This window comes from Pseudomonas entomophila, from assembly GCF_029193575.1.
Classification (GTDB): domain Bacteria; phylum Pseudomonadota; class Gammaproteobacteria; order Pseudomonadales; family Pseudomonadaceae; genus Aquipseudomonas; species Aquipseudomonas entomophila_G.
In genome coordinates this window covers 35,896-56,411 of the sequence record NZ_JARGCS010000033.1, presented here as the reverse complement: position 1 = coordinate 56,411, position 20,516 = coordinate 35,896, and the positions used below count along the sequence as shown (strand labels likewise).

22 protein-coding genes and 1 riboswitch are annotated in these 20,516 nt (G+C 66.2%); of the genes, 14 read left to right on the top strand and 8 right to left on the bottom strand.

Going from position 1 to position 20,516, the window contains the following annotated elements; genetic code table 11:
• The first annotated feature begins 202 nt into the window (after nucleotides 1-202).
• Nucleotides 203-640, top strand: a complete 438-nt coding sequence (locus P0Y43_RS15465; RefSeq protein WP_275638137.1) for a carboxymuconolactone decarboxylase family protein — start codon at nucleotides 203-205, stop codon at nucleotides 638-640.
• A 53-nt stretch (nucleotides 641-693) separates the two neighbouring features.
• Here the strand turns inward: P0Y43_RS15465 and P0Y43_RS15460 are convergent, their stop codons facing one another.
• On the bottom strand, nucleotides 694-1,704 hold the full coding sequence (locus P0Y43_RS15460; RefSeq protein WP_275638136.1) for an AraC family transcriptional regulator: 1,011 nt from the start codon (nucleotides 1,702-1,704) through the stop codon (nucleotides 694-696).
• A gap of 170 nt (nucleotides 1,705-1,874) precedes the next feature.
• Here P0Y43_RS15460 and P0Y43_RS15455 point away from each other — a divergent pair, with 170 nt between their 5' ends.
• Genes P0Y43_RS15455 through P0Y43_RS15445 form a run of 3 tightly spaced genes read left to right on the top strand, consistent with a single transcriptional unit; the run spans nucleotide 1,875 to nucleotide 4,518 of the window.
• Nucleotides 1,875-3,059, top strand: a complete 1,185-nt coding sequence (locus P0Y43_RS15455; RefSeq protein WP_275638135.1) for an acetyl-CoA C-acyltransferase family protein — start codon at nucleotides 1,875-1,877, stop codon at nucleotides 3,057-3,059.
• A gap of 13 nt (nucleotides 3,060-3,072) precedes the next feature.
• Complete coding sequence (locus tag P0Y43_RS15450) at nucleotides 3,073-3,921, top strand: 3-hydroxybutyryl-CoA dehydrogenase (protein ID WP_275638134.1); 849 nt, start codon at nucleotides 3,073-3,075, stop codon at nucleotides 3,919-3,921.
• Between the two features lie 12 nt (nucleotides 3,922-3,933).
• Nucleotides 3,934-4,518: a TetR/AcrR family transcriptional regulator gene (locus P0Y43_RS15445; RefSeq protein ID WP_275638133.1), complete on the top strand. Its 585-nt coding sequence runs from the start codon at nucleotides 3,934-3,936 to the stop codon at nucleotides 4,516-4,518.
• Between the two features lie 72 nt (nucleotides 4,519-4,590).
• Here the strand turns inward: P0Y43_RS15445 and nfsB are convergent, their stop codons facing one another.
• Complete coding sequence (gene nfsB / locus P0Y43_RS15440; protein WP_275638132.1) at nucleotides 4,591-5,241, bottom strand: oxygen-insensitive NAD(P)H nitroreductase; 651 nt, start codon at nucleotides 5,239-5,241, stop codon at nucleotides 4,591-4,593.
• Nucleotides 5,242-5,344: 103 nt separating this feature from the next.
• Between nfsB and P0Y43_RS15435 the strand changes: the two genes are divergently transcribed.
• Entirely contained in the window at nucleotides 5,345-6,262 is a 918-nt protein-coding gene (locus P0Y43_RS15435) for a LysR family transcriptional regulator (protein ID WP_275638131.1), read from the top strand.
• A 26-nt stretch (nucleotides 6,263-6,288) separates the two neighbouring features.
• Here P0Y43_RS15435 and P0Y43_RS15430 read toward each other — a convergent pair whose 3' ends face one another.
• Both P0Y43_RS15430 and P0Y43_RS15425 read right to left on the bottom strand, forming a co-directional pair.
• Nucleotides 6,289-7,503, bottom strand: a complete 1,215-nt coding sequence (locus tag P0Y43_RS15430) for a sugar transporter (protein WP_275638130.1) — start codon at nucleotides 7,501-7,503, stop codon at nucleotides 6,289-6,291.
• Nucleotides 7,504-7,780: 277 nt separating this feature from the next.
• Nucleotides 7,781-8,833, bottom strand: coding sequence for an NAD(P)-dependent alcohol dehydrogenase (locus tag P0Y43_RS15425; RefSeq protein ID WP_275638129.1), 1,053 nt, complete (start codon nucleotides 8,831-8,833; stop codon nucleotides 7,781-7,783).
• 182 nt (nucleotides 8,834-9,015) lie between these two features.
• On the opposite strand from P0Y43_RS15425, the gene P0Y43_RS15420 reads away from it, so the two are divergent.
• Nucleotides 9,016-9,921: an AraC family transcriptional regulator gene (locus P0Y43_RS15420; RefSeq protein WP_275638128.1), complete on the top strand. Its 906-nt coding sequence runs from the start codon at nucleotides 9,016-9,018 to the stop codon at nucleotides 9,919-9,921.
• Nucleotides 9,922-10,011: 90 nt separating this feature from the next.
• Here the strand turns inward: P0Y43_RS15420 and P0Y43_RS15415 are convergent, their stop codons facing one another.
• Nucleotides 10,012-10,608, bottom strand: a complete 597-nt coding sequence (locus tag P0Y43_RS15415) for a TetR/AcrR family transcriptional regulator (RefSeq protein WP_275638127.1) — start codon at nucleotides 10,606-10,608, stop codon at nucleotides 10,012-10,014.
• A 90-nt stretch (nucleotides 10,609-10,698) separates the two neighbouring features.
• On the opposite strand from P0Y43_RS15415, the gene P0Y43_RS15410 reads away from it, so the two are divergent.
• A complete protein-coding gene (locus P0Y43_RS15410; RefSeq protein ID WP_275638126.1) occupies nucleotides 10,699-11,337 on the top strand; it encodes an NAD(P)H-dependent oxidoreductase in 639 nt (212 codons plus the stop codon).
• Here P0Y43_RS15410 and thpR read toward each other — a convergent pair.
• Nucleotides 11,273-11,821 (bottom strand): RNA 2',3'-cyclic phosphodiesterase, encoded by a 549-nt coding sequence (gene thpR, locus P0Y43_RS15405; protein WP_275638125.1) that lies wholly within the window; start codon nucleotides 11,819-11,821, stop codon nucleotides 11,273-11,275. The two genes, P0Y43_RS15410 and thpR, sit on opposite strands and share 65 nt — an antisense overlap.
• 124 nt (nucleotides 11,822-11,945) lie before the next feature.
• Between thpR and lpxO the strand changes: the two genes are divergently transcribed.
• From lpxO to P0Y43_RS15390, 3 genes are all read left to right on the top strand, one after another.
• The gene (gene lpxO / locus P0Y43_RS15400) at nucleotides 11,946-12,845 is read left to right on the top strand and encodes a lipid A hydroxylase LpxO (protein ID WP_275638124.1); all 900 of its coding nucleotides are present in this window, start codon (nucleotides 11,946-11,948) and stop codon (nucleotides 12,843-12,845) included.
• 84 nt (nucleotides 12,846-12,929) lie between these two features.
• Nucleotides 12,930-13,274 (top strand): carboxymuconolactone decarboxylase family protein, encoded by a 345-nt coding sequence (locus tag P0Y43_RS15395; RefSeq protein WP_275638123.1) that lies wholly within the window; start codon nucleotides 12,930-12,932, stop codon nucleotides 13,272-13,274.
• 78 nt (nucleotides 13,275-13,352) lie between these two features.
• Nucleotides 13,353-13,922, top strand: a complete 570-nt coding sequence (locus P0Y43_RS15390; protein ID WP_275638122.1) for a GNAT family N-acetyltransferase — start codon at nucleotides 13,353-13,355, stop codon at nucleotides 13,920-13,922.
• Nucleotides 13,923-14,035: 113 nt separating this feature from the next.
• On the opposite strand, the gene P0Y43_RS15385 is transcribed toward P0Y43_RS15390, so the two are convergent.
• Nucleotides 14,036-14,782 carry an outer membrane beta-barrel protein gene (locus P0Y43_RS15385; protein ID WP_275638121.1) on the bottom strand — a complete coding sequence of 249 codons (747 nt, stop codon included), beginning with the start codon at nucleotides 14,780-14,782 and terminating at the stop codon, nucleotides 14,036-14,038.
• A gap of 160 nt (nucleotides 14,783-14,942) precedes the next feature.
• Nucleotides 14,943-15,144: riboswitch (cobalamin riboswitch) on the top strand.
• A gap of 113 nt (nucleotides 15,145-15,257) precedes the next feature.
• Here P0Y43_RS15385 and P0Y43_RS15380 point away from each other — a divergent pair.
• Nucleotides 15,258-17,384, top strand: a complete 2,127-nt coding sequence (locus P0Y43_RS15380; protein WP_275638120.1) for a TonB-dependent receptor — start codon at nucleotides 15,258-15,260, stop codon at nucleotides 17,382-17,384.
• 107 nt (nucleotides 17,385-17,491) lie between these two features.
• On the opposite strand, the gene P0Y43_RS15375 is transcribed toward P0Y43_RS15380, so the two are convergent.
• On the bottom strand, nucleotides 17,492-17,794 hold the full coding sequence (locus P0Y43_RS15375; RefSeq protein WP_275638119.1) for a hypothetical protein: 303 nt from the start codon (nucleotides 17,792-17,794) through the stop codon (nucleotides 17,492-17,494).
• A gap of 197 nt (nucleotides 17,795-17,991) precedes the next feature.
• On the opposite strand from P0Y43_RS15375, the gene P0Y43_RS15370 reads away from it, so the two are divergent.
• From P0Y43_RS15370 to P0Y43_RS15360, 3 genes are all read left to right on the top strand, one after another.
• Nucleotides 17,992-18,147 carry a hypothetical protein gene (locus P0Y43_RS15370; RefSeq protein ID WP_275638118.1) on the top strand — a complete coding sequence of 52 codons (156 nt, stop codon included), beginning with the start codon at nucleotides 17,992-17,994 and terminating at the stop codon, nucleotides 18,145-18,147.
• 37 nt (nucleotides 18,148-18,184) lie between these two features.
• Nucleotides 18,185-18,664, top strand: a complete 480-nt coding sequence (locus P0Y43_RS15365; protein WP_275638117.1) for a hypothetical protein — start codon at nucleotides 18,185-18,187, stop codon at nucleotides 18,662-18,664.
• A gap of 161 nt (nucleotides 18,665-18,825) precedes the next feature.
• Nucleotides 18,826-20,400, top strand: a complete 1,575-nt coding sequence (locus P0Y43_RS15360; protein WP_275638116.1) for a GGDEF domain-containing protein — start codon at nucleotides 18,826-18,828, stop codon at nucleotides 20,398-20,400.
• Nucleotides 20,401-20,516 lie beyond the last annotated feature (116 nt).

Genomic DNA, 20,516 nt, shown 5'->3' with positions numbered 1-20,516 from the left:
AATGCCGCGATTATCCCGGCTCGCGCCGCGCGGCAGAAATGAAGAGATTGGATGCAGGTCAGTGGCGGGGCGAATGGGCGCGATTGGTCTCCTGGCAATGCCTGGGATTGGCTATCGGGCGTCGCCCTCTGGAGCAGTAAGGTAGCGCCACACGCACCGCCCCTCTCGGGCGATGTCAACGTTGCGAGCTGTGGAGATCACCATGCACAACCGTATCGAATGGGGCAAACACGCACCGGAAGCCTACAAGGCGATGCTCGGCCTGGAACAGGCCCTGGCCAAGTCCGGGCTGGAAGGCTCGCTGTTGGAGCTGGTGCGCCTGCGCGCGTCGCAGATCAACGGCTGCGCCTACTGCGTCAACCTGCACGCCAATGATGCGCGCAAGGCCGGCGAAACCGAGGCACGCCTGCAAACCCTGGTGGTCTGGCAGGAGACCACCTTTTTCACCCCGCGTGAACGTGCCGCGCTGGCCTGGTTGGAAAGCCTGACCCGCCTGCCGGAGCGCGGCGCGCCGCAAGCGCAGTACGAGGCGCTGATGGAGCACTTCGAGCCGGCGGAGGTGGTCAACCTGACCTTGGCGATCGCCACCATCAATGCCTGGAACCGGTTCGGCGTCGGCTTTGCGATGACCCCGGCCTGACCGCGAATGCAGCGGCGCCCGCTCCTACAAGGGCGGTGGTGCCTCGCGATGGCCTAGCCTGGCTTCAACCGCGCCCGGTAGCTCCCCGGGCTGTAGCCGGTCCATTTCTTGAACGCCCGGTGAAACGCGCTGGGCTCCTGGAACCCGGTCTGCTCGGCGATTTCGGCAATGCTCAGGCTAGCGTCGCGCAACCGCTCGAAGGCCATCGCCCGGCGTACTTCGTCCTTGATCTGCTGGTACGAGCGCCCTTCGCGCTCCAACTGGCGGCGGAAGGTGCTGGCACTGAGCCCCTGGCGCTCGGCCATGGCGTTGAGCGTCGGCCACTGCCCATAGCGCCGTGCGCGCAGGTGCCGATAAACCTCGGCCACCAGGTCGCCCTGGTTGCGAAAACGGATCACCAAGCCCTGCGGCGCACTGCGCAGGAAGGTCTTCAGCGCGGCCAGGTCCTGCACCACCGGCAGGCGCAGCCAGGCACTGTCGAACTCGACCTCGGTGCGCCCGCTGCCCAGGCGCAGGTCCGGGCCCCACAGCAGCGTGTCGTCATCCTGCGCCGGACGGCTCAGGGCCAGTTCCGTGCGGTCGATGGCGATGCGCCGCCCGGCCAGCCAGCACAGCAACCCGACCACCAGCACCAGGAAGGTTTCCTCGGCGTACACGCGTGTGAGCGGGTCGGCGATGCTCGACTGCACGCTGATCACCGCCCGACCACCGCGCACCGTGAAGCTGCCACGCACATCGCGCAGGAACAGGGCGAAGTTGCCCAGGCATTGGCGCAGCGCCTTCTCCAGGGTCGGCTCCTGGATCAGCCCGCGGCAGATCAAGGCGAAGCTGCCCAGCGGCATGCCGTGGCGGTCGAGGCGGAAGAACTCGTCGTCCAGGTCGTGGATCAACGCCAGCCACAGCTGGGCGAAGGCCTTGGCCGGCACCCGCGCCTGGGGCTGGGCCAGCAGCGCCGGGTCGATGCCCACCGCGCGCAGCTGCGCGTCGCGCTCGGCTGGGCGTTCGCGCAAGGCATGCAGCATGGCATTGAGGAAGTACACGGCGACCGAATCGCTATCGCGCATGGCGGGTTTTCGCTGTCTATGCTGAGTGGCAAAAAATGCCAGGTTGACTGAACAGTTTCGGCATAGGCCCGCCCCTGGCCTTTGCCTAGACTCGGGACCCATCCGCAAGCGGCGGTCATTCTCGCAGAGCCTGGCCCCGTCCCGCCATGCCTTCGCTATTGGAGCCCTTTATGAGCCGTACAGAAATCTACGTCGTGAGTGCCGTCCGTTCCGCCATCGGCGGCTTTGGCGGCTCGCTCAAGGACCTGCCCCTGGCCGACCTCGCCACCACCATCAGCCGCGCCGCGATCGAGCGTTCGGGCGTGGCCGCCGAGCAGATCGGCCATGTGGTGATGGGCAACGTGATCCCCACCGAGCCACGCGATGCCTACCTGGGCCGGGTGGCGGCGATGAACGCTGGCATCCCCAAGCAAACCCCGGCCTTCAACGTCAACCGCCTGTGCGGCTCGGGCCTGCAGGCCATCGTCTCGGCCGCCCAGGGCCTGTTGCTCGGCGACACCGACGTGGCCCTGGCCGCCGGCGCCGAATCCATGAGCCGTGGCCCGTACCTGCTGCCGCAAGCCCGCTGGGGGGCGCGCATGGGGGACTTGCAGGGCATTGACTACATGGTCGGCATCCTCCAGGACCCGTTCGAACACTTCCACATGGGCATCACCGCCGAGAACGTCGCCGCCAAGCACGGCATCACCCGCGAAATGCAGGATGAACTGGCCCTGACCAGCCAGCGCCGCGCCGCCCGCGCCATCGCCGAGGGGCGCTTCGACGGGCAGATCGCGCCGATCGAGCTGAAAACGCGCAAAGGCAGCGTGCAGTTCGCCATCGACGAGCATGTGCGCGGCGACGTCAGCGCCGAGCAACTGGCGGGCATGAAGACCGTATTCAAGAAGGACGGCAGCGTCACTGCCGGCAACGCCAGCGGCATCAACGACGGCGCCGCCGGCCTGGTGCTGGCCACCGGCGATGCGGTGCGCCGCCTGGGCCTGAAGCCCCTGGCGCGCCTGGTGGCCTACGCCCACGCCGGCGTCGAGCCTGAATTGATGGGCCTGGGGCCAATCCCGGCCACGCAGAAAGTGCTGGAAAAAGCCGGTTTGTCGGTCCGCGACCTGGACGTGATCGAGTCCAACGAAGCCTTCGCCGCCCAGGCCTGCGCGGTGGCCCGCGCGCTGGACTTCGACCCGGAGAAGGTCAACCCCAACGGCTCGGGCATCTCCCTCGGCCACCCGGTGGGCGCCACCGGCGCGATCATCGCCACCAAGGCCATCCATGAGCTGCAACGCATCCAGGGTCGCTATGCCCTGGCGACCATGTGCATCGGCGGCGGCCAGGGCATCGCCGTGGTCTTCGAGCGCGTTTGAGGAGAGCACCTGCATGAGCATTCAACACATCGCCGTGATCGGCGCAGGCACCATGGGCAACGGCATCGCCCAGGTGTGCGCGGTCGCGGGCTACCAGGTGCTGGTCATCGACGTGTCGGACGCCGCGCTGGAACGCGGCGTGGCGACCCTGGGCAAGAACCTCGAACGCCAGGTCGGCAAAGGCACCCTCGACGCCGACAAGGCCGAGGCGGCCAAGGCGCGCATTCGCACCAGCACCGACTACGGCCAGCTGGCCGGGGTGCAACTGGTGATCGAGGCCGCCACCGAGAACCTGGCGCTCAAGCAACGCATCCTGCAGCAGGTGGCGGCCAACGTCGCACTGGACTGCCTGATCGCCACCAACACCTCGTCGCTGTCGGTGACCCAACTGGCCGCGAGCATCGAGCAGCCCGAGCGCTTCATTGGCGTGCACTTCTTCAACCCGGTGCCGATGATGGCGCTGGTCGAGATCATCCGCGGGCTGCAAACCAGCGACGCGACCTACGCCCAGGCCCTGCTGGTCACCGAAAAGCTCGGCAAGACCCCGATCACCGCCGGCAACCGCCCAGGCTTCGTGGTCAACCGCATCCTGGTGCCGATGATCAACGAGGCGATCTTCGTGCGCCAGGAAGGCCTGGCCAGCGCGCAAGACATCGACACCGGCATGCGCCTGGGCTGCAACCAGCCGATCGGCCCGCTGGCCCTGGCCGACCTGATCGGCCTGGACACCCTGCTGGCGATCATGGAGGCCTTCCACGAAGGCTTCAACGACAGCAAGTACCGCCCCGCCCCGCTGCTCAAGGAGATGGTTGCCGCCGGCTACTTGGGGCGCAAGAGCGGCCGCGGCTTCTTCACCTACTGAGGAGCACGGGCCATGCCGGTCACCGCCGCGCTGCGCTGCGCCAACTTCGAGGAACGCCGCGACAAGGCCATGGCCTTGTTCGCCGAGAAAGGCTTCGGCCAGGTGAGCATGCGCGAACTGGCTGCCCATGTGGGGCTGACGGCGGGCTCGCTGTATCACCATTTCCCGAGCAAGCAGGACTTGTTGTTCGACCTGATCGAGGAACTGTACGAGGAACTGCTGGCGGCCCTGGAACAGGGGCGGCGCGCCTTGGCCCGGGGCAAGCCGGCGGTGCCGTGCCTGATCGCCGCGCACTGGCACTTGCATGCCGAGCGGCCGCTGCAGTTTCGCCTGGCCGAGCGCGACCTGTGCTGCCTGGGCGAGGCGCAACAAGCGCGCCTGGGTGAGCTGCGCGAGCGCTACGAAGCCGGGTTGTTGCGGCTGGTGGCGCCGCATGCGCGGTTTTCCGGGGAGGTGCTGGGGGCCACGGGGCACGTGCTGGCGACGTTGCTGAACCAGCTGCCGGGCGTGCTGCAGGGGCGCGGGGTGGACGAGGCGCAGGGCGTTGGGTTGATCGAAAGCCTGCTGCTGGGGGGCATCGAGCGGGCGTTGCGCTGATCGTGCCGGCCCTATCGCGTGACAGCCGAGTCCCTGTGAGCGGGCTTGCCTCGCGAGAGGGCCGGCAAACCCTCAAAGGAAGGTAAAGACCTCAGCCGCCGGCAACCGCGACTTGCTCAGCCCGGCATTGAAATCCTCCTCGCTGCGATACCCCAGGCACAGCACCACCACACTGCTGAAGCCCTGCTCGCGCAGCCCCAGCTCGGCATCCAGCGCCTTGCTGTCGAAGCCTTCTATTGGCGTCGCATCCAACCCATGGGCCACGGCGCCCAGCAATGCGGTGCCCAGGGCCAGGTAGGTCTGCTTCTCGGTCCAGTGCTGCAGGTCCTTCTGGTCGAAGCGGTGCAAATTCACGTAGAAGCGGCGGGTCTGGTCCTGCGTGGCGCGGGCCTGGTCGTTGCGGAAACGTCCATCGGCGGCCTCCTGGGCCAGCACGGCGTCGAGGTGCGCATCAGGCATGTCGGTGCGCGCGGCGAAGACGATCACATGGGACGCATCGAGGATCTTCGGCGTGTTGTAGGCGAACGCCTCGGTGGCCTTGGCGATACGCGCCTTGCCTTCGGCGCTGTCGGCAACGATGAAGTGCCAGGGCTGGGAGTTGACCGAGGACGGGCTGTGGCGCAGCTGTTCGAGCAGCGCATCGACGGTGGCCTGGGGGATCTTGCGGCTGGCGTCGTAGGCTTTGGTGGTGTAGCGGCGCTTGGCCAGGGTAACGGTATCCATCGGTGCGGCTCCTGTGGGGGATGGTGATGGGTGCGTATCTTATCTTTCCTGCGAAAAAGAAAAACCGGCACAATGCAGCAACACTTTCACACCTGGAGTGAAAATGCTGCGCATCACCGACCTCGAACTGTTCATCCGCTCCAGCGCCCTGGGCAGCTTCACTGCCGCGGCCCATGAAGCCGGCCTGCTGCCGGGCCAGGTGGCGGCGGCGATCAAGCGCCTGGAGCGCGACCTCGACGTGCGCCTGTTCGCCCGCACCACCCGCAGCCTGCGCCTGACCGCCGAGGGCGAGCTGTACCTGCCCACCGCCCACAGCGTGCTGGAGACCCTGCGCCAGGGCCGCGAGAACCTGCACGGCAGCCACAGCACCCTGCGCGGCATCCTGCAGGTGTCGGCGCCGTCGGACCTGGGGCGCAACATCGTCATGCCGTGGCTGGTCGACTTCCGCCGCCAGCACCCGGAGCTGAGCCTGCGCTTCTTTCTGTCCGACCAGATGGCCGATCTCTACCGCGATCCGGTGGACGTGGCCATCCGCTACGGCGGCGACGAGCAAGCCAATTACGTCGCCCTGCCGCTCGCGCCCCGCAACCGCCGCGTACTGGTGGCCTCGCCCACCTACCTGGCACGACGCGGACGCCCGCACACCCCGGACGACCTGCAGCACCACGACTGCCTGCTGTACCAGCAGAACGAACGGGCCTTCGACCGTTGGCAACTGGGCGAACGCTCGGTGCAGGTCAGCGGCCCGTTGTTCTGCGACGACGCCGACGTGGTGCGGCGCTGGGCCCTGGCCGGCGAAGGGATTGCCTACAAGTCATGGCTGGATGTCAGCGCCAACGTGGTGGCTGGCGAATTGGAGCTGCTGCTGCCCGACTACCCCGGCGACCTGCGCCCGGTGGCGCTGGTGTGCCCGCACCGCAAGCAGGTGTCGCCGACAGTGGCGCAACTGCACTTGTGGTTGCGCGAGCGCTTCGACAGGCTGCAACCGCACGCCACCGGTCAGGCTGCGCATTCGTTCTAAACCGCAGGCGGGCTTGCCCCGCCGCCTTACGAATGCCCTGGTGCGCTGCCCAGCGACTCCCGGAACCGCTGGGTGCTGCCCACGGCCAAGCCCAACCCGACCAATGCCACCGCGCCACCCACCAGGCCGATGTTGGCCACGCCCAGTTGGCTGCTGACGATGCTCCCGAGCAACGCCCCGCCACCGATGCCGATGTTGTAGATCCCGGAAAACAGCGCCATCGCCACGTCAGTGGCATCCGACGCCAGCTTCAGCGTCTTGGACTGCAACGACAGGCTGAAACTCAGGATCGCCACGCCCCAGAACATGCTGAGCACGGCGAACACCGGGAAGCTGCCCGACAGCGGCAGCAACAGCAGCAGGCACGCCGCCAGGCAACCGATCGACCCCACCAGGAAGCCATGCGGGAAGCGGTCGCTGTAGCGGCTGAACAGCACCGAGCCAAACACCCCGGCGCCGCCGAACAACAGCAACAGCATGGTGGTGCGCTCACCACCGATCTGCGCCACGTGCAGGGCGAACGGTTCGATGTAGCTGTAGGCGGTGAACTGCGCGGTGATCACCAGCGTCACCAGCACGTAGGTGATCACCAGCGCCGGGCGCCCGAACAGCACCGGCAGGCTGCGCAGCGAACCGGAGTTCTGGCTGGGCAGCAATGGCAGCGACTTCATCAGGCACAGCATGGTCACCAGCGCCACCCCAGCGATGCTCAGGAAGGTGATGCGCCAGCCCAGCGCCTCGCCCACCACACGCCCCAGGGGAATGCCCAGAACCATCGCCAAGGTGGTGCCGGTGGCCAGCAGCCCCAGCGCCTTGGCCTGTTTGCCCGCGGGCGCCACCCGCACGGCGAGCGAAGCGGTGATGGCCCAGAACACCGCATGCGCCAGCGCGATGCCGATACGGCTGACCAGCAGCATCGCGAAACTCTGCGACAACCACGACAACAGGTGGCTGACGATAAACACCAGGAACACGAACAGCAGCAACCGGCGCCGTTCGACGTTGCGCGTCAACAGCATCATCGGCAGCGAGGCCAGGGCCACCACCCAGGCATAGATGGTCAGCATCAGCCCGACCTGAGCGGTGCTCATGTCAAAGCTGCGGCCAATGTCGCTGAGCAAGGCGACCGGTACGAATTCGGTGGTGTTGAAGATGAAGGCGGCCAGGGCGAGCGCGATCACGCTCAACCAACTGCCGCCGCCCTCGGGGGCGGGCAAGGGGGTGGTGATGGGTCCATTCATGGAGGCCAATGCAATCTCCGCAGGCAAAGCGACAGGACGCACTCCACCGCCCAGGCTGGGGCAGCGGATGCACGGTTCTTATTGGAAGGAATGCCCGGCATGGTACGCGTCAAGGTCGGGCCTCACAACCGCGGACATAACCGGAGTACCCTCCCCGCACTGTAGTACATGCCGAACAAGGCGTGTGGTGCGGGGGATGGGTGACGATGGCCGCGAACAGTGGCGGCAGGTGGTGGGTGCGGCGGATGGCGGGAGATTCCGGTTGAGGCCGGCGCGGTCAGCCCTTCAACGTCGCCATGTCGATCACGAAGCGGTATTTCACGTCCCCGGCGATCATCCGCTCGAACGCCTGGTTGATGTTACGGATGTCCAGCATCTCGATATCACAGCGAATCCCATGCTCGGCACAGAAGTCCAGCACCTCTTGGGTCTCGGCGATACCGCCGATCAACGAGCCGGCCAGCACCCGGCGCTTGAGCACCAGGCTCGCCGCGTGCACCGGAGGCTCCACCGGCTCGATCAGGCCCACCAGGATGTGCACGCCATCGAACTTCAGCGTCTCCAGGTACGGGTTCAGGTCGTGCTGCACCGGGATAGTGTCGAGCAGGAAATCGAAATGCCCGGCGGCGGCGCGCATCTGCTCGGCGTCGGTCGACACGATCACTTGGTCGGCGCCCTGGCGGCGGGCTTCCTCGGCCTTGGCCTGGGAACGGGTGAACAGGGTCACTTCGGCGCCCAGGGCCTTGGCGAACTTGATGCCCATGTGCCCCAGGCCGCCCATGCCAAGGATGCCGACCTTGTGCCCAGGGCCGATGCCGTGGTGCTTGAGCGGCGAGTAGGTGGTGATGCCGGCGCAGAGGATCGGCGCGGCGCTGGCCAGCTCCATGCCCTCGGGGATGCGCAGCACGAAGTGCTCGCTGACCACCACGCTGTTGGAATAGCCGCCCAGGGTGATGCTGCCGTCGATGCGGTCGGGGGTGCCGTAGGTCTGGGTCATGCCCTCCAGGCAGTACTGCTCCAGGTCCGCCCTGCAGGCCTCGCAGTGACGGCAGGAATCGACCATGCAGCCGACCCCGACCAGGTCGCCGACCTGGTAGCGGGTGACCTGCCCACCCACCGCCGTGACCCGGCCGACGATCTCGTGGCCCGGCATCAGCGGGTAAGTGGAAAAGCCCCATTCGTTACGGGCCTGGTGGATATCGGAGTGGCACACGCCACAGTAGAGAATCTCGATGGCGACGTCGTCCGGGCGCGGGCTGCGGCGCTGGAACGTCATGGGCGCCAGGGGGCTGGCAGACGACTGGGCGGCATAACCGATGGCGGTATACATACTGTGGGCCTCGCAGGTTTGAAACGATTCAGGCCGTGCATTCTGCGCAGTGCGCGCGCCCTCTCCCACCGACGATCCTCCGGGATTCGTGCCTGATTCTCCGGACTTGCCCTGGCCGATATGGCGCCGTGCGGCCAATCTGAGAAGATGCCAGTATCCGTTTCTCTGCCTTTGGTTTCCCCATGCAACTGACCCGTCACGTCGATGCCAACGCCACCCTCTGCACGCTGATCAGCGCCCTCGCCACCCGCCCGGGCTTCGTGCCCACCCACCTGCCCCAGGTGCAGGTGATGTCATGGGACCAGTACGTGGCCAGCAGCCCACAGATCTACGAGCCGAGCCTGATCATCCTGGCCCAGGGCAGCAAGCTGGCGCGCCTGGGCGCGCGCACGCTGGAGTACGGGGCCGGGCATTACCTGGTGCAGGCGCTGTCGGTGCCGTTCATGTGTGAAACCTTCGCCACCCCCGAGGCGCCGATGCTCGGCGTGGCGGTGGACATCGACCGGACCCTGCTCAGCGAACTGGTGCAGAGCATGGCCCTGCCACCGGACCCCGCGGTTCAGGCGCAGACCCCGCAATCGATGAGTTCGGCCGCGCTGGATGCGCCGATGCGCGACAGCGTCGAACGCCTGCTGCATTGCCTGCAAAATCCACTGGATGCCAAGGTGCTGGGCCCCGCGCGGGTGCGCGAAGTGCTGTATGCGGCGCTGCGCGGCTCACAAGCCGGGGTGTTGCGCGCACTGGTCGAACAGCAGGGGCACTTCGCCCGTATCGGGGCGGCGCTGAGCTACCTGCGCGAACACTATGCCGAACCCTTGAACGTGGAGATGCTGGCCAGCCGCGCCAACATGAGCGTGTCGACCTTCCACGAGCACTTCAAGCGCAGCACCGACCTGGCACCGATGCAGTACTTGAAACGCGTACGCCTGCTCAAAGCCCAGCAGATGCTGATCGGCGAACGCCTGGGTGTGGCGCAAGTGGCGCACCGGGTGGGCTACCAGAGTACGTCGCAGTTCAGCCGCGAGTACAAGCGCCAGTTCGCGCGCAGCCCGGGCGACGAGCACGGCTACCAGAGCCTGCCAGCCTGAGGCGGGCGGTGGAGGGCAAGGGCTTGGCCCTTGATCGCGTGACCAGCCCGCGATGAGGCCAGCACTGACAAGACCAAGACCGGCGCGCCGCTATTGCCGGGCGATCATCGCGGTGATCGCGGCGCTCAATTCGGCCTTGGCCTCGTCCGCCCCCAGCTCCCCCGCCGCCGCGGCCTGCGACAACCCTTCGGCCGCGCCGACCAGCAGGCGCATCCCCGCCGCACTGATCTCGCCCCTGGCCACGAAGGGCACCAGCGCCTCCCGGCACTTGCCGAGAAACGCCCACTCATAGCGGCGCTTGAGCGCTTCCAACTCTGGCGAGCCTTCCAGCGCCGCGCTCAACCCCGGAATTTCCCGGCCCATGGTCATCACACAGTCCACATAGGCCTGGGCGATCACCCCGGCACGGCTTTGCAACGTCGCCTCGCACCCCGCCAGGGCGGTGTCGAGCATCGCCGTCTGGCGCGTGTCGTACTCCTCGTACAAGGCCGCCAGCAAGCCGGTGCGGGTCTCGAAATGGTCGTACACCACGGGCTTGGTGACGCCGGCCTGCTCGGCCAGACGGCCCAGGCTCAGGGCATCGGTACCCTCCTCGCGCACCAGTTGCCAGGCCACGTCGAGCAGCTGGCGGCGACGCTCCTCGCGGGACAGCCGCTTGCGCGGCACGGCTTTTTCATCGCTTGACATCGATTACCTACCAAAAGTAACTTACTAAACGTAACTTACTGCGAGTATATAACGCTCGTGATAACCCTGCACCCCTCTTGGAGAAGCGCCATGCATGCCTTGATCGTCGTCGGCCATCACGACTCCACCTCCCTCACCCATGCCCTGGCCCACCAGGTCGCCAGTGGCCTGGCCAGCGCCGGGCACACCAGCGAAATCGCCGACCTGGCCGCGGAAGGCTTCGACCCGCGCTTCAGCCTCGCCGACCACGCGGTGCACCGTCGCCTCGCCGCGCCGCCGGCGGACGTGCTGGCCGAGCAGGCGCGCCTCCAACGGGCCGATGCCGTGGTGCTGGTCTACCCCATCTACTGGTGGTCGCTACCCGCATTGCTCAAGGGCTGGGTCGAACGGGTGTTCAGCAACGGCTGGGCCTTCGACTACTACGACGATGGCCGGCTGATCAAGAAGCTGCAGGGCATGCGCGTACAGCTGGTGGGTGTCGCCGGCGCAGATGCGGGCACCTTCGAGCGCCATGGCTATGGCGCGGCGATGCGCGTGCAGATCGAGCACGGCATCTTCGACTACTGCGGCGCCCAGGTGCTGGGCTCGACCCTGCTGGCCGACAGCGAGACCCTTGACCCGCAGGTGCATTTGCAGGCCGCGCGGGCGTTGGGCGCAGGCGTGTTCAATCGGCCAGCGACCACTCGGCCAACGGCCAGTAGCGCCCCTTGCGCGACTCATACAGGGTGAACTGGCGGGCACTGAGGAGGAAGTCAGGCGCCACTTGAGCCTCCGGCGCCTGGCCACGAAAGTCCCGCGACAGGGTCAGGTGCGGGCGGTAGTCGCGAGCCTGCTCGCCGCCGATGCCCAGCGGCAGCACCGCCTGCTGCAGGGCGTAGGCAAGCTGGCGCAGGGCGGGCGGCGTGTCCCCAGGGGCGAGCACCAGCACGCCAGGGCGCGGCCACGCCTGCAGGCGGTCGAGCACCAGGCGCAATGGCGCGCCGGGGCGCTTGAGGTTGTCGACGGCGGCGCACAGGGCCGGCACCTGGGCGGCGTCGACGTCGCCGAGGAACAGCAGGGTCAGGTGAAAATTCTCCGCGGGCACCGGCTTGCCACTACGCAGACCAAGGCCACGGCGCCACTGCGCCAAGGCGCGGCGCTGGGCGTCACCGACCGACAACGCGAAGAACAGGCGCTTGAAAGGGGCGTCGTTGGGGCGGGCATCCTGAGGCATGGAGAAGTCCTGGGTGGGGTGGGTGGGTGCGCGTAACAATAGGTACAAACTGCAAGCACGATTGTTTATGCTGGCGGGCATAGGCCATGGCGCATGGCCATTTTTCTTCGACAAGTATCCGTCCATGAAAATCGCACTCGTACTGATCTTCGCCCTTTCGATCGCTTATGTTCACCTGCGCGGTCGTGTTCGTCACAAATTCACCCGCCAGCTGGGCGATCACTCCAGCTTCCTGGCCCCGGTCAACAGCTTCCTCTACCTGTTCTCCCGCCACCCGGCCAAGCCGTACCTGCCGGTCGAGGCGTTTCCCGAGCTGCAGACGCTGAAGGACCATTGGCAGGAAATCCGCGTCGAGGCCCAGCAACTGCTGCACGCCGGCGAAATCAAGAAATCCGACAATTATGACGACGTCGGCTTCAACTCGTTCTTCAAGACCGGCTGGAAACGTTTCTACCTCAAGTGGTACGGCGAGAGCCACCCCTCGGCGATGACTCTGTGCCCACGCACCACCGAGCTGTTGCAGGGCATTGGCTCGGTCAAGGCCGCCATGTTCGCCACCCTGCCACCGGGGGCCAAGCTGGTGCGCCACCGTGACCCGTATGCCGGCTCCTACCGCTACCACCTGGGCCTGGACACGCCCAACGACGACGGCTGCTACATCGACGTGGACGGCGAGAAATACGCCTGGCGCGATGGCGAGGCCGTGATGTTCGACGAGACGTACATCCACTACGCCGCCAACACCACCGAGCACAACCGCATCATCCTGTTCTGCGACATCGAACGCCCGCTCAAGTACCGCTGGGCGACCGCCTTCAACCGTTGGTTCAGCCGCAACGTGATGGCCGCGGCAGCCGCGCCGAACGACGCCAACGACAAGACCGGCGGCATCAACCGCCTGTTCACGCGCATCTACAAGATTCGCGAGCGCGGCAAGGCAATGAAGAAACGCAACCGTGCCCGCTATTACCTGGAGAAGTGGGCGGTGGTGGCCGCGTTGGTCCTGGTGTTCATCTATATCTGAGCTGCCGCGATGACGCCCGCCAACGTCGTCGCGATCTTCGTCTAGCCTGAAAGCTCCTGTTGCCAACCTGACAAGGTGAAGACGATGAGCATGATGGACTGGGACGCCTACCGTAAGCAGTTGATGGCCGGCATCGGCGATCTCAAGCAACTCTCCCCCGACACCGTCGCTGGCTACATGACCGCCAGCGGCGCGGGCGCCAAGACCCACCACCTCGACGCCAAGACCCGTGAACTGATATCCCTCGCCGTGGCGGTGACCACCCGCTGCGACGGCTGCATCGCCGTGCATTCGCAGCAAGCGGTCAAGCAGGGCGCCACCCGCGAGGAGATTGCCGAGGCGCTTGGCGTGGCGGTGGCGATGAATGCTGGCGCCGCGCTGGTGTATTCAGCACGGGCACTGGATGCGGTGGGCAAGGCCGGCAGTTGAGCCCAGCGGGCGCCGCCACCCTTGCGCGGCGGCGCCACTGCACCCAGACTGGCCGGCCACACCCGCGCAGGAACCCGCATGATCCACATCCGCCCCATGACCCCGGACGACTTCGAGCGCTTCTGGCCGACCTTCCAGGCCATCGTCCAGGCCCGTGAAACCTACGCCTTCGACCCCGAGCTGAGCCGCGAGCAGGCGCGCCTGCTGTGGCTGGAATCGCCGCTGCGCACGCTGGTGGCCGAGCAAGAGGGCGAACTGCTCGGCAGCTATTACCTAAAGGCCAACGCCGCCGGCCCTGGCGCGCATGTCGGCAACTGCGGCTATATGGTCGCCGATGCTGCCCGTGGGCGGGGGGTGGCGCGGTTGATGTGCGAGCACTCGCAGAAGCTGGCGCGCCAGGAAGGTTTCCTGGCCTTGCAGTTCAACTCGGTGGTGGCCAGCAACACGGTGGCGGTGGCGTTGTGGCAGAAGCTCGGGTTCGAGACAGTCGGGCGTTTGCCCAAGGCGTACCGCCATGCCCGGCTGGGGCTGGTGGATTGCCTGGTGATGTACAAGTGGCTGGCCGATGAGCCCGTGGTGGAAAAGCCACCACTGCTGATCGGGCGCAAGAACATCGAGGCAAGGGTGTCGCGCCGACGTGGCCGCTGAAGCCCCAGAAGACAGCGCATTTCCTGTAGAGCGGGCTTGCCCCGCGATTGCGTCGGTGTGGCCACCATCGCTATCGCGGGGCGAACCCGCTCCTACAGGGCTTCAGCCATGCTTTAGAAGGCCAACCCGACCTTCACGCCAAACTCGTCACGCTTGAGCTTGTTGTTGTCGACCACTGGCGAATCCTCGTCGACCTTGTACTCGGTACGGGTGTAGTACACCCCCGCCTGAATCGGCAGCCCGCCTTGCTGGTTCATCAGCAGCGTGACCTCGGCGTAGGGGTTGGTGCGGTCCTTCATGTCCACACTGTCGCTGCCGAAATCATCGACCTTCAGCCGCGCACGGCCGTCGAGGGTGTGGCGGGCACCCACCTCCACGCGCAGGGTCGAAGCATCGAACTGGTGGTTGTAGCCCAGCGCCGCCTTGGCGAACGGCGACTTGTAGGTCAGCTTGGTGTCCAGGTCGTTGATCTCAGGCTCGAAGCGCGTCCAGCTGTAGCCGCCGCCCACGACCACATCGACGAAGTTGCGCGCATCCAGCGCCGCGCGCCAGCCGAGGTCGAGGTCGGCCTGGGCTTCCTTGAGCTTGTTGTCACTCTTCTTGCCGTACTTGGCTTCAGCCCCGAGCTGGTAGATGAAGCCGGACTCGGCGGTCATCTTGTTGCCGAAGTTGGCGAACACGCCACCCTGGCCCATGTGCTCCTTGTCGGAGTCATCGCCACCTTCGAACTTGAAGGTGTCGTAGGCGCCGAGCAGGCCGAAGGTGAACAACGGCTCGGTGCTGGGCGCGGCCTTCACCGCCAGAGGCGCACCCAAGAGGGCCAGGGCGCAGGTGTGACGCAGCAGTTTTCCAGTGAACATTCGCAAAAGTCTCCATGACGTTGATAAATAAGGCGAACGAACGGTTCGAGACAACGCCTGGCGAAAAAGTTCGAAAAAATTCAGATAGAACACGCAACCCTACGACTTATCACAGTTTTTCGCCCACCCGAACGATTGACTCCCCACCCGTTCGGTGGTCATATGCGCGCCAGTTTCAGGTGTCCTGCGCCGCCGCGCGCAGGGTGAAACGGGAAGCCGGTGCGTCTTCACGACCAGTCCGGCGCTGCCCCCGCAACGGTAAGCGAGCGAACCCTTCGACACACCACTGTGCATGCGCATGGGAAGGTGAAGGCTTCATGACCCTCGCAAGCCCGGAGACCGGCCTGGAACGCTCGTTGGCAAACCCGCGGTGGGCGGGCGCAGGCCGGTGTTCGCGTGCGCGCCTGCGTGCGTGGTTGCTTGTCTTTGCGTTGTTTCCACCGGGAACCATTCCTTCCTGCGACAGTGGAACGACATGTCCCGACTTCACACGCTTCACACCCTGGCGGCCTGCCTGGCCGTCTCGTTGCCGGCCCTGGCCGAAGAACCTGCCAGCAAGGTCCTGGCCCTGCCCTCGACGGCCATCACCGACACCCTCGATGAACAGAAGATCGACCTGGCCACCCCGACCGCGGCCGGCTCGCGCCTGAACCTCAGCGCCCTGGACACCCCTGCCAGCACCAGCAGCATCACCGCCGAGCAGATCCAGCAGCGCAACAACCTCACCGTACAGGACGCCGTGACCCGCTCGCCGGGCATCACTTCCATCGGCACGCCCGGCAACGGCAACACCGCCCTCTCCGCCCGCGGCTTCACCGGCCACAGCTCGGTGATGACCCTGTTCGACGGAGCACGCCTGTACACCGGCGCGGGCACCCAGACCTTCCCGGTCGACCCGTGGATGGTCGAGCGCATCGACGTGATCCGTGGCCCGGCCTCGGTGCTGTATGGCGAGGGCGCCACGGGCGCGGTGATCAACGTGATCCCGAAGAAACCTTTCGCCGGCGAGATCCGCAACCACGTGCGCCTGGGCTACGGCTCCTGGGACCGCCAGCAACTGGGCCTGGACAGCGGCGGCAGCCTGAGCGAGCGCCTGAGCTACCGCGTGACCCTGAACAAGCAGGAAGGCAACGGCTGGGTCGACCGTACCGATTCACGCGGCCTGGCCCTGAGCGCAGCGCTGCGCTTCGACGCCACCGACGACCTGAGTTTCACCCTGGCCCACGAGCGCGGCGACCTGGAGCCGGCCAACTACTTCGGCACCCCGCTGATCGACGGCCACTACCGCGACAGCCTGCGCAAGAAGAACTACAACATCCAGAACGACGTGCAGCGCTACCACGACGAATGGACCCGCTTCAACACCGACTGGACCCTGAGCGACAGCGTCAGCGCCAGCAACCAGCTCTACTACATCAAGAGCCGCCGCCACTGGCGCAATGCCGAGGACTACAGCTGGGACCCGGCCGAAGAACAACTGCTGCGTGAAAGCTACCTGGAGATCAAGCACAACCAGGAGCAGATCGGCGACCGCCAAAGCTTTACCTTCGATCACTCACTGTTCGGCCTGGCCAGCAAGACCGTGGTCGGCGCCGAGTACAACAAGATCCGCTTCAACGTCGACAGCAACTCGCCCTACGTCGACGTCGGTGGCGACTACATCGACCCCTGGAGCCCAGCCCCGGGCTGGTTCCAGAGCCAGTCGGCGCTACGCCCGCAGACCCTCTCCACCACCCACACCTTCGCCCTGTTCGCCGAGAACCGCACCCAACTGACCGAGCGCCTGTCGCTGGTCACCGGCGTGCGCCGCGACCAGAACCACATCGACCGCGACAACCTGGTCAACGGCAGCCGTGCCGACCGTAGCCTGCAGGGTGGCAACTGGCGTGCGGGGCTGGTGTTCGCGCTGACCGACGAGCTGTCGCTGTACGGCCAGTACTCCACCAGCGAAGACGGGGTGAGCAACCTGATCAGCCTGAGCCCGGCGCAGATCAACTACGACCTGACCGAGGCCAGGCAGACCGAGCTGGGCCTCAAACAACGCTTCTGGGAAGGGCGTGGCGAGTGGACCTTGGCGGCGTACCACATCGTCAAGAAGAAACTGCTGGTCTACGACCCGGCGTCCAAGACCCAGCAACAGGCCGGCCAACAGACCTCCGATGGCCTGGAGGCGACGCTGGAGCTGGCGCTGGGCAACCAGTGGCAGCTGTCGGCGAACGCGGCACTGGTGCGGGCCAAGTACGATGAGTTCGAGGAGAACACCTCGGCGGGCGTGGCCGACCGTGCTGGCAACCGCCCGGCCAATGTACCGCGCCGCACCGCCAACCTATGGTTGAGCAAGGGGTTCGGCCAGGCGGTCGATGCCGGCATCGGCCTGCGCTACGTGGACGAGCGTTACGCCAACACCGCCAACAGCCAGAGCGTGCCGGGGTATACGGTGGTCGATGCCAACGTCGGCTGGCAGGTGTTGCCCGATGTGCGCCTGGGGTTGCAGGTGAACAACCTGTTCAACCGCGATTACGTGGTAGCCGCGCACAGCGGCGAACAATGGTTGTTCGGCGCACCGCGCTCGTACTTCGCGACGGTGGACTACAGCTTCTGATTGCGGTGTAGGCACCGGCCCTATCGCGAGGCGAGCCCGTTCCCACAGGAGGATGGGGCCCTTGTAGGAGCGGGCTCGCCCCGCGATTGCGCCGGTGCAGACAACCGCTACTCCAACTGCCAGTGCTGACGCTCCTGCGGCGTCAATGTCGCCACTACCTGATCGAAGATCGCCTGCAATTCGCCGCTGACATTGCCGAACACCTTGAAATTGGTCAGCAGGTAGCGCTTGACCGTATTCGGCCAACTGCCCGCCTGGTAAGCGGCGTTGAGGATGCCCTTGGCGTCCTGGTAGTTCGCCGCTGGCTTGACCTCGCTCAGGCGACGGTCGAATTGCGCAAACGTCCACTGATCCTCGCGGGCCTCGAATTCGTCGAGCAGTTTCACTTTGTAAAGGGCCATGTCAGGCATCGGCTTGCTCCTTCGGATACGCTCCGGTGTTGAGTACGCCAACCACGGTAAGCAAAGGCGGTGTCGATGAAAATGAACGCGATGCCTCGTTCAAGGGCCAACCGGTAGGAGCTTTCCGAGCGCCCCGGCAAGCCAGCACTCGGCGAACGCCGACCGTTTCGTTTAACATCGCGGCCTTTGCCTTCGGAGCACACGAGATGAACAGAATGATCCAGTTCGTGGCGGTGGTGGTGCTGTGCACGATCATCGGCGTGGCCTGCGAACGCTACGGCGTGAACCAGTACCTGAAATGGCTGCTGATGGCGCTGCCGGCGATCATCTGGGTGCGCCTGCGCGGCCCCAAAAAACCCTGACACCCGCCCCTTCCCACCCCAGCCAAGGCCCCTTCCCATGCCGCGCCTGCCCAAGCTGCTGTTGCCCCTGCTGCTGCTCACCGCCCTCGTCGCCTGCGACCAGAAGCCCACCCGCGAGGAAAAGATCCTGGCCAACCTGCCACTGCAGGAAGCCTACGACCACAACATCGCGCGCATGGCCACGCTGTTGGCGATGACCCACCCGCAGCTCTCCGAAGCGCAGATCAAGGACGTGCTGCGCAAACACCTGACCGTCGACGACCAGCGCAAGGACCTGTTCAAGCTCTACAGCGAGAAGAACTTCAGCGACGCCGAGTTCGACACCATCGTCGCCGCCACCCACGACCCGCAGAAAGCCCGCGAACTGGGCCAGAGCGAGGAAGGCAAGCGCCTGAGCGAGAAACTCACCGGCCTGATGCGCGAGAGCGCGCGCGACGAGAAGGTCCAGGCGCTGGCCGAGGAGCGCATGCAGCAGGTCGAGGACGAATTGGCCGCGCTCGGCAAAGCGGGCGCTTGAAGCACTCCCCGCAAGGGGCCGAACATTGGCTCCTTACAGGACATTTCTGACAGATAGCAACAGCAAGCGCAGTCACCCCATTCCTGATTCCCACCAACCCGTAGCCGCAAGCGCACATAGCGAGTAAGGTTTATCCCATTGCACTGTCAGTGAGGTCAGGATTGCCACACGCCAAGCAAGGCCTGCGCCTGGACCTGCGCACGCTCATTCTCGTTCTCTCGGCGCTCACTGCGGTGGTGATGCTGCTGACCAGCTACTTCGCCAGCTACCGGGTGCAGCGTCAGCTGCTGATCGACCACTCGCTGGAGTCCAACCGGGTGTACGCGGCGAAGCTGGCCTCGATCACCGAATTGTTCATCGGCAACGCCCTCCAGCAACTGGCCTTCAGCGCCCAGGGCCGGGCGCGTCGGATGGGCCACACCGCGGCGCTGTTGGCGGAGACCGACCGCCTGCTGCGTCAGGGCAACGCCTTCAACTCGACCTTCATCGTCAACGCCCAGGGCGTGCTGCAGGCCATTTCCCCGGCGCCGCTGCGCAAGGTGCTGGGCCAGCGCCTGGACTCCCCGGGCGCGGTGGAAGCCTTGCGCGAACGCCGGGCACTGGTGTCGACGCCATTCCTGTCGGTGGCCAATAACCTGGTGGTAGTGCTGTCGCAGCCGATCTTCGCCGCTGACGGCAGCTACCTCGGTTACGTCGGCGGCACCCTCTACCTGCGCGAACACAACATTTTCAACAGCCTGCTGGGCGAGCACTTCTACAAGGACGGCTCGTACCTCTACGTGATCGACCGCAACCGACGCCTGCTCTACCACCCCGACCCGCAGCGAGTGGGCACGGTGGTGGAAGACAACGCCCTGGTCGAGCAACTGGCCAGCCGCAACAACGGCACCCAGCGCCTGTTCAATAGCCGTGGCGTGGAAATGCTCGCCGGCTTCGCCACGGTGCCAAGCACCGGCTGGGGCGTGATCGCGCAACAACCGCTGACGCTGACCGTAGCCCCGTCACAGGGGCTGATGCTCAACGTCATGGCCATCTCGGTGCCCTTGGCATTGCTCGGCGGCCTGCTGCTGTGGTGGCTGGCGCTGACCATCACCCGCCCGCTCTGGCAACTGGCGGCCGGGGCCCGCGAGATGGACCGCGCAGGCACCCTGGAGCGCATCCGTGCGGTGCGTGCCTGGTACTTCGAGGCGGCCGAGCTCAAGCGCGCGCTGCTGTTCGGCCTGAACCTGCTGCAAGAGCGCATCGGCCGCCTGCACCGCGACGTGCAGACCGACCCGCTGACAGGCCTGGGCAACCGCCGCGGCCTGGACGTCACCCTGTCGCTGTTGCAGGCCGAAGGCCGGGCGTTCTGCGCCATCGTGCTGGACGTGGACCACTTCAAGCGCATCAACGACGGTCATGGCCACGACATGGGCGACCAGGTGCTGCGGGCCCTGGCCGAGCTGATGCGCAGCTGCTGCCGCGAAGGCGACGTGCTGTGCCGCACCGGTGGCGAGGAATTCCTCATGCTGCTGCCCGATGCGCCCCTGGACCGCGCCGCCACGGTGGCCGAACGCCTGCGCCTGGTGGTGCAGGACACGCCGATCGAACCAGTCGGCGCGGTAACCATTTCCCTGGGCGTGGCGTGGTGGCGAGGGGGTGACGAAGACCCGCAGGAAACGCTGAACAAGGCTGACCGCGCGCTGTATGTGGCCAAGCAGGCGGGGCGCAATCGGGTCAGCGTTGTGCCGGCTTGAGAAGGGGTGTCCATACCGGCCTCATCGCGGGCTCGCCGCGATGAGGCCCCTCGATCCTGGCGCATGGATCGATCACCACGCTAACGCTGTCCAACCCGCATCCGCTCCATCAGGAA

Excerpts from the sequence above, each read along its gene's own strand:
- P0Y43_RS15465 (WP_275638137.1), top strand. The coding sequence starts at position 203 with ATGCACAACCGTATCGAATGGGGCAAACACGCACCGGAAGCCTACAAG.
- P0Y43_RS15460 (WP_275638136.1), bottom strand. The coding sequence starts at position 1,704 with ATGCGCGATAGCGATTCGGTCGCCGTGTACTTCCTCAATGCCATGCTG.
- P0Y43_RS15455 (WP_275638135.1), top strand. The coding sequence starts at position 1,875 with ATGAGCCGTACAGAAATCTACGTCGTGAGTGCCGTCCGTTCCGCCATC.
- P0Y43_RS15450 (WP_275638134.1), top strand. The coding sequence starts at position 3,073 with ATGAGCATTCAACACATCGCCGTGATCGGCGCAGGCACCATGGGCAAC.
- P0Y43_RS15445 (WP_275638133.1), top strand. The coding sequence starts at position 3,934 with ATGCCGGTCACCGCCGCGCTGCGCTGCGCCAACTTCGAGGAACGCCGC.
- nfsB (WP_275638132.1), bottom strand. The coding sequence starts at position 5,241 with ATGGATACCGTTACCCTGGCCAAGCGCCGCTACACCACCAAAGCCTAC.
- P0Y43_RS15435 (WP_275638131.1), top strand. The coding sequence starts at position 5,345 with ATGCTGCGCATCACCGACCTCGAACTGTTCATCCGCTCCAGCGCCCTG.
- P0Y43_RS15430 (WP_275638130.1), bottom strand. The coding sequence starts at position 7,503 with ATGAATGGACCCATCACCACCCCCTTGCCCGCCCCCGAGGGCGGCGGC.
- P0Y43_RS15425 (WP_275638129.1), bottom strand. The coding sequence starts at position 8,833 with ATGTATACCGCCATCGGTTATGCCGCCCAGTCGTCTGCCAGCCCCCTG.
- P0Y43_RS15420 (WP_275638128.1), top strand. The coding sequence starts at position 9,016 with ATGCAACTGACCCGTCACGTCGATGCCAACGCCACCCTCTGCACGCTG.
- P0Y43_RS15415 (WP_275638127.1), bottom strand. The coding sequence starts at position 10,608 with ATGTCAAGCGATGAAAAAGCCGTGCCGCGCAAGCGGCTGTCCCGCGAG.
- P0Y43_RS15410 (WP_275638126.1), top strand. The coding sequence starts at position 10,699 with ATGCATGCCTTGATCGTCGTCGGCCATCACGACTCCACCTCCCTCACC.
- thpR (WP_275638125.1), bottom strand. The coding sequence starts at position 11,821 with ATGCCTCAGGATGCCCGCCCCAACGACGCCCCTTTCAAGCGCCTGTTC.
- lpxO (WP_275638124.1), top strand. The coding sequence starts at position 11,946 with ATGAAAATCGCACTCGTACTGATCTTCGCCCTTTCGATCGCTTATGTT.
- P0Y43_RS15395 (WP_275638123.1), top strand. The coding sequence starts at position 12,930 with ATGAGCATGATGGACTGGGACGCCTACCGTAAGCAGTTGATGGCCGGC.
- P0Y43_RS15390 (WP_275638122.1), top strand. The coding sequence starts at position 13,353 with ATGATCCACATCCGCCCCATGACCCCGGACGACTTCGAGCGCTTCTGG.
- P0Y43_RS15385 (WP_275638121.1), bottom strand. The coding sequence starts at position 14,782 with ATGTTCACTGGAAAACTGCTGCGTCACACCTGCGCCCTGGCCCTCTTG.
- P0Y43_RS15380 (WP_275638120.1), top strand. The coding sequence starts at position 15,258 with ATGTCCCGACTTCACACGCTTCACACCCTGGCGGCCTGCCTGGCCGTC.
- P0Y43_RS15375 (WP_275638119.1), bottom strand. The coding sequence starts at position 17,794 with ATGCCTGACATGGCCCTTTACAAAGTGAAACTGCTCGACGAATTCGAG.
- P0Y43_RS15370 (WP_275638118.1), top strand. The coding sequence starts at position 17,992 with ATGAACAGAATGATCCAGTTCGTGGCGGTGGTGGTGCTGTGCACGATC.
- P0Y43_RS15365 (WP_275638117.1), top strand. The coding sequence starts at position 18,185 with ATGCCGCGCCTGCCCAAGCTGCTGTTGCCCCTGCTGCTGCTCACCGCC.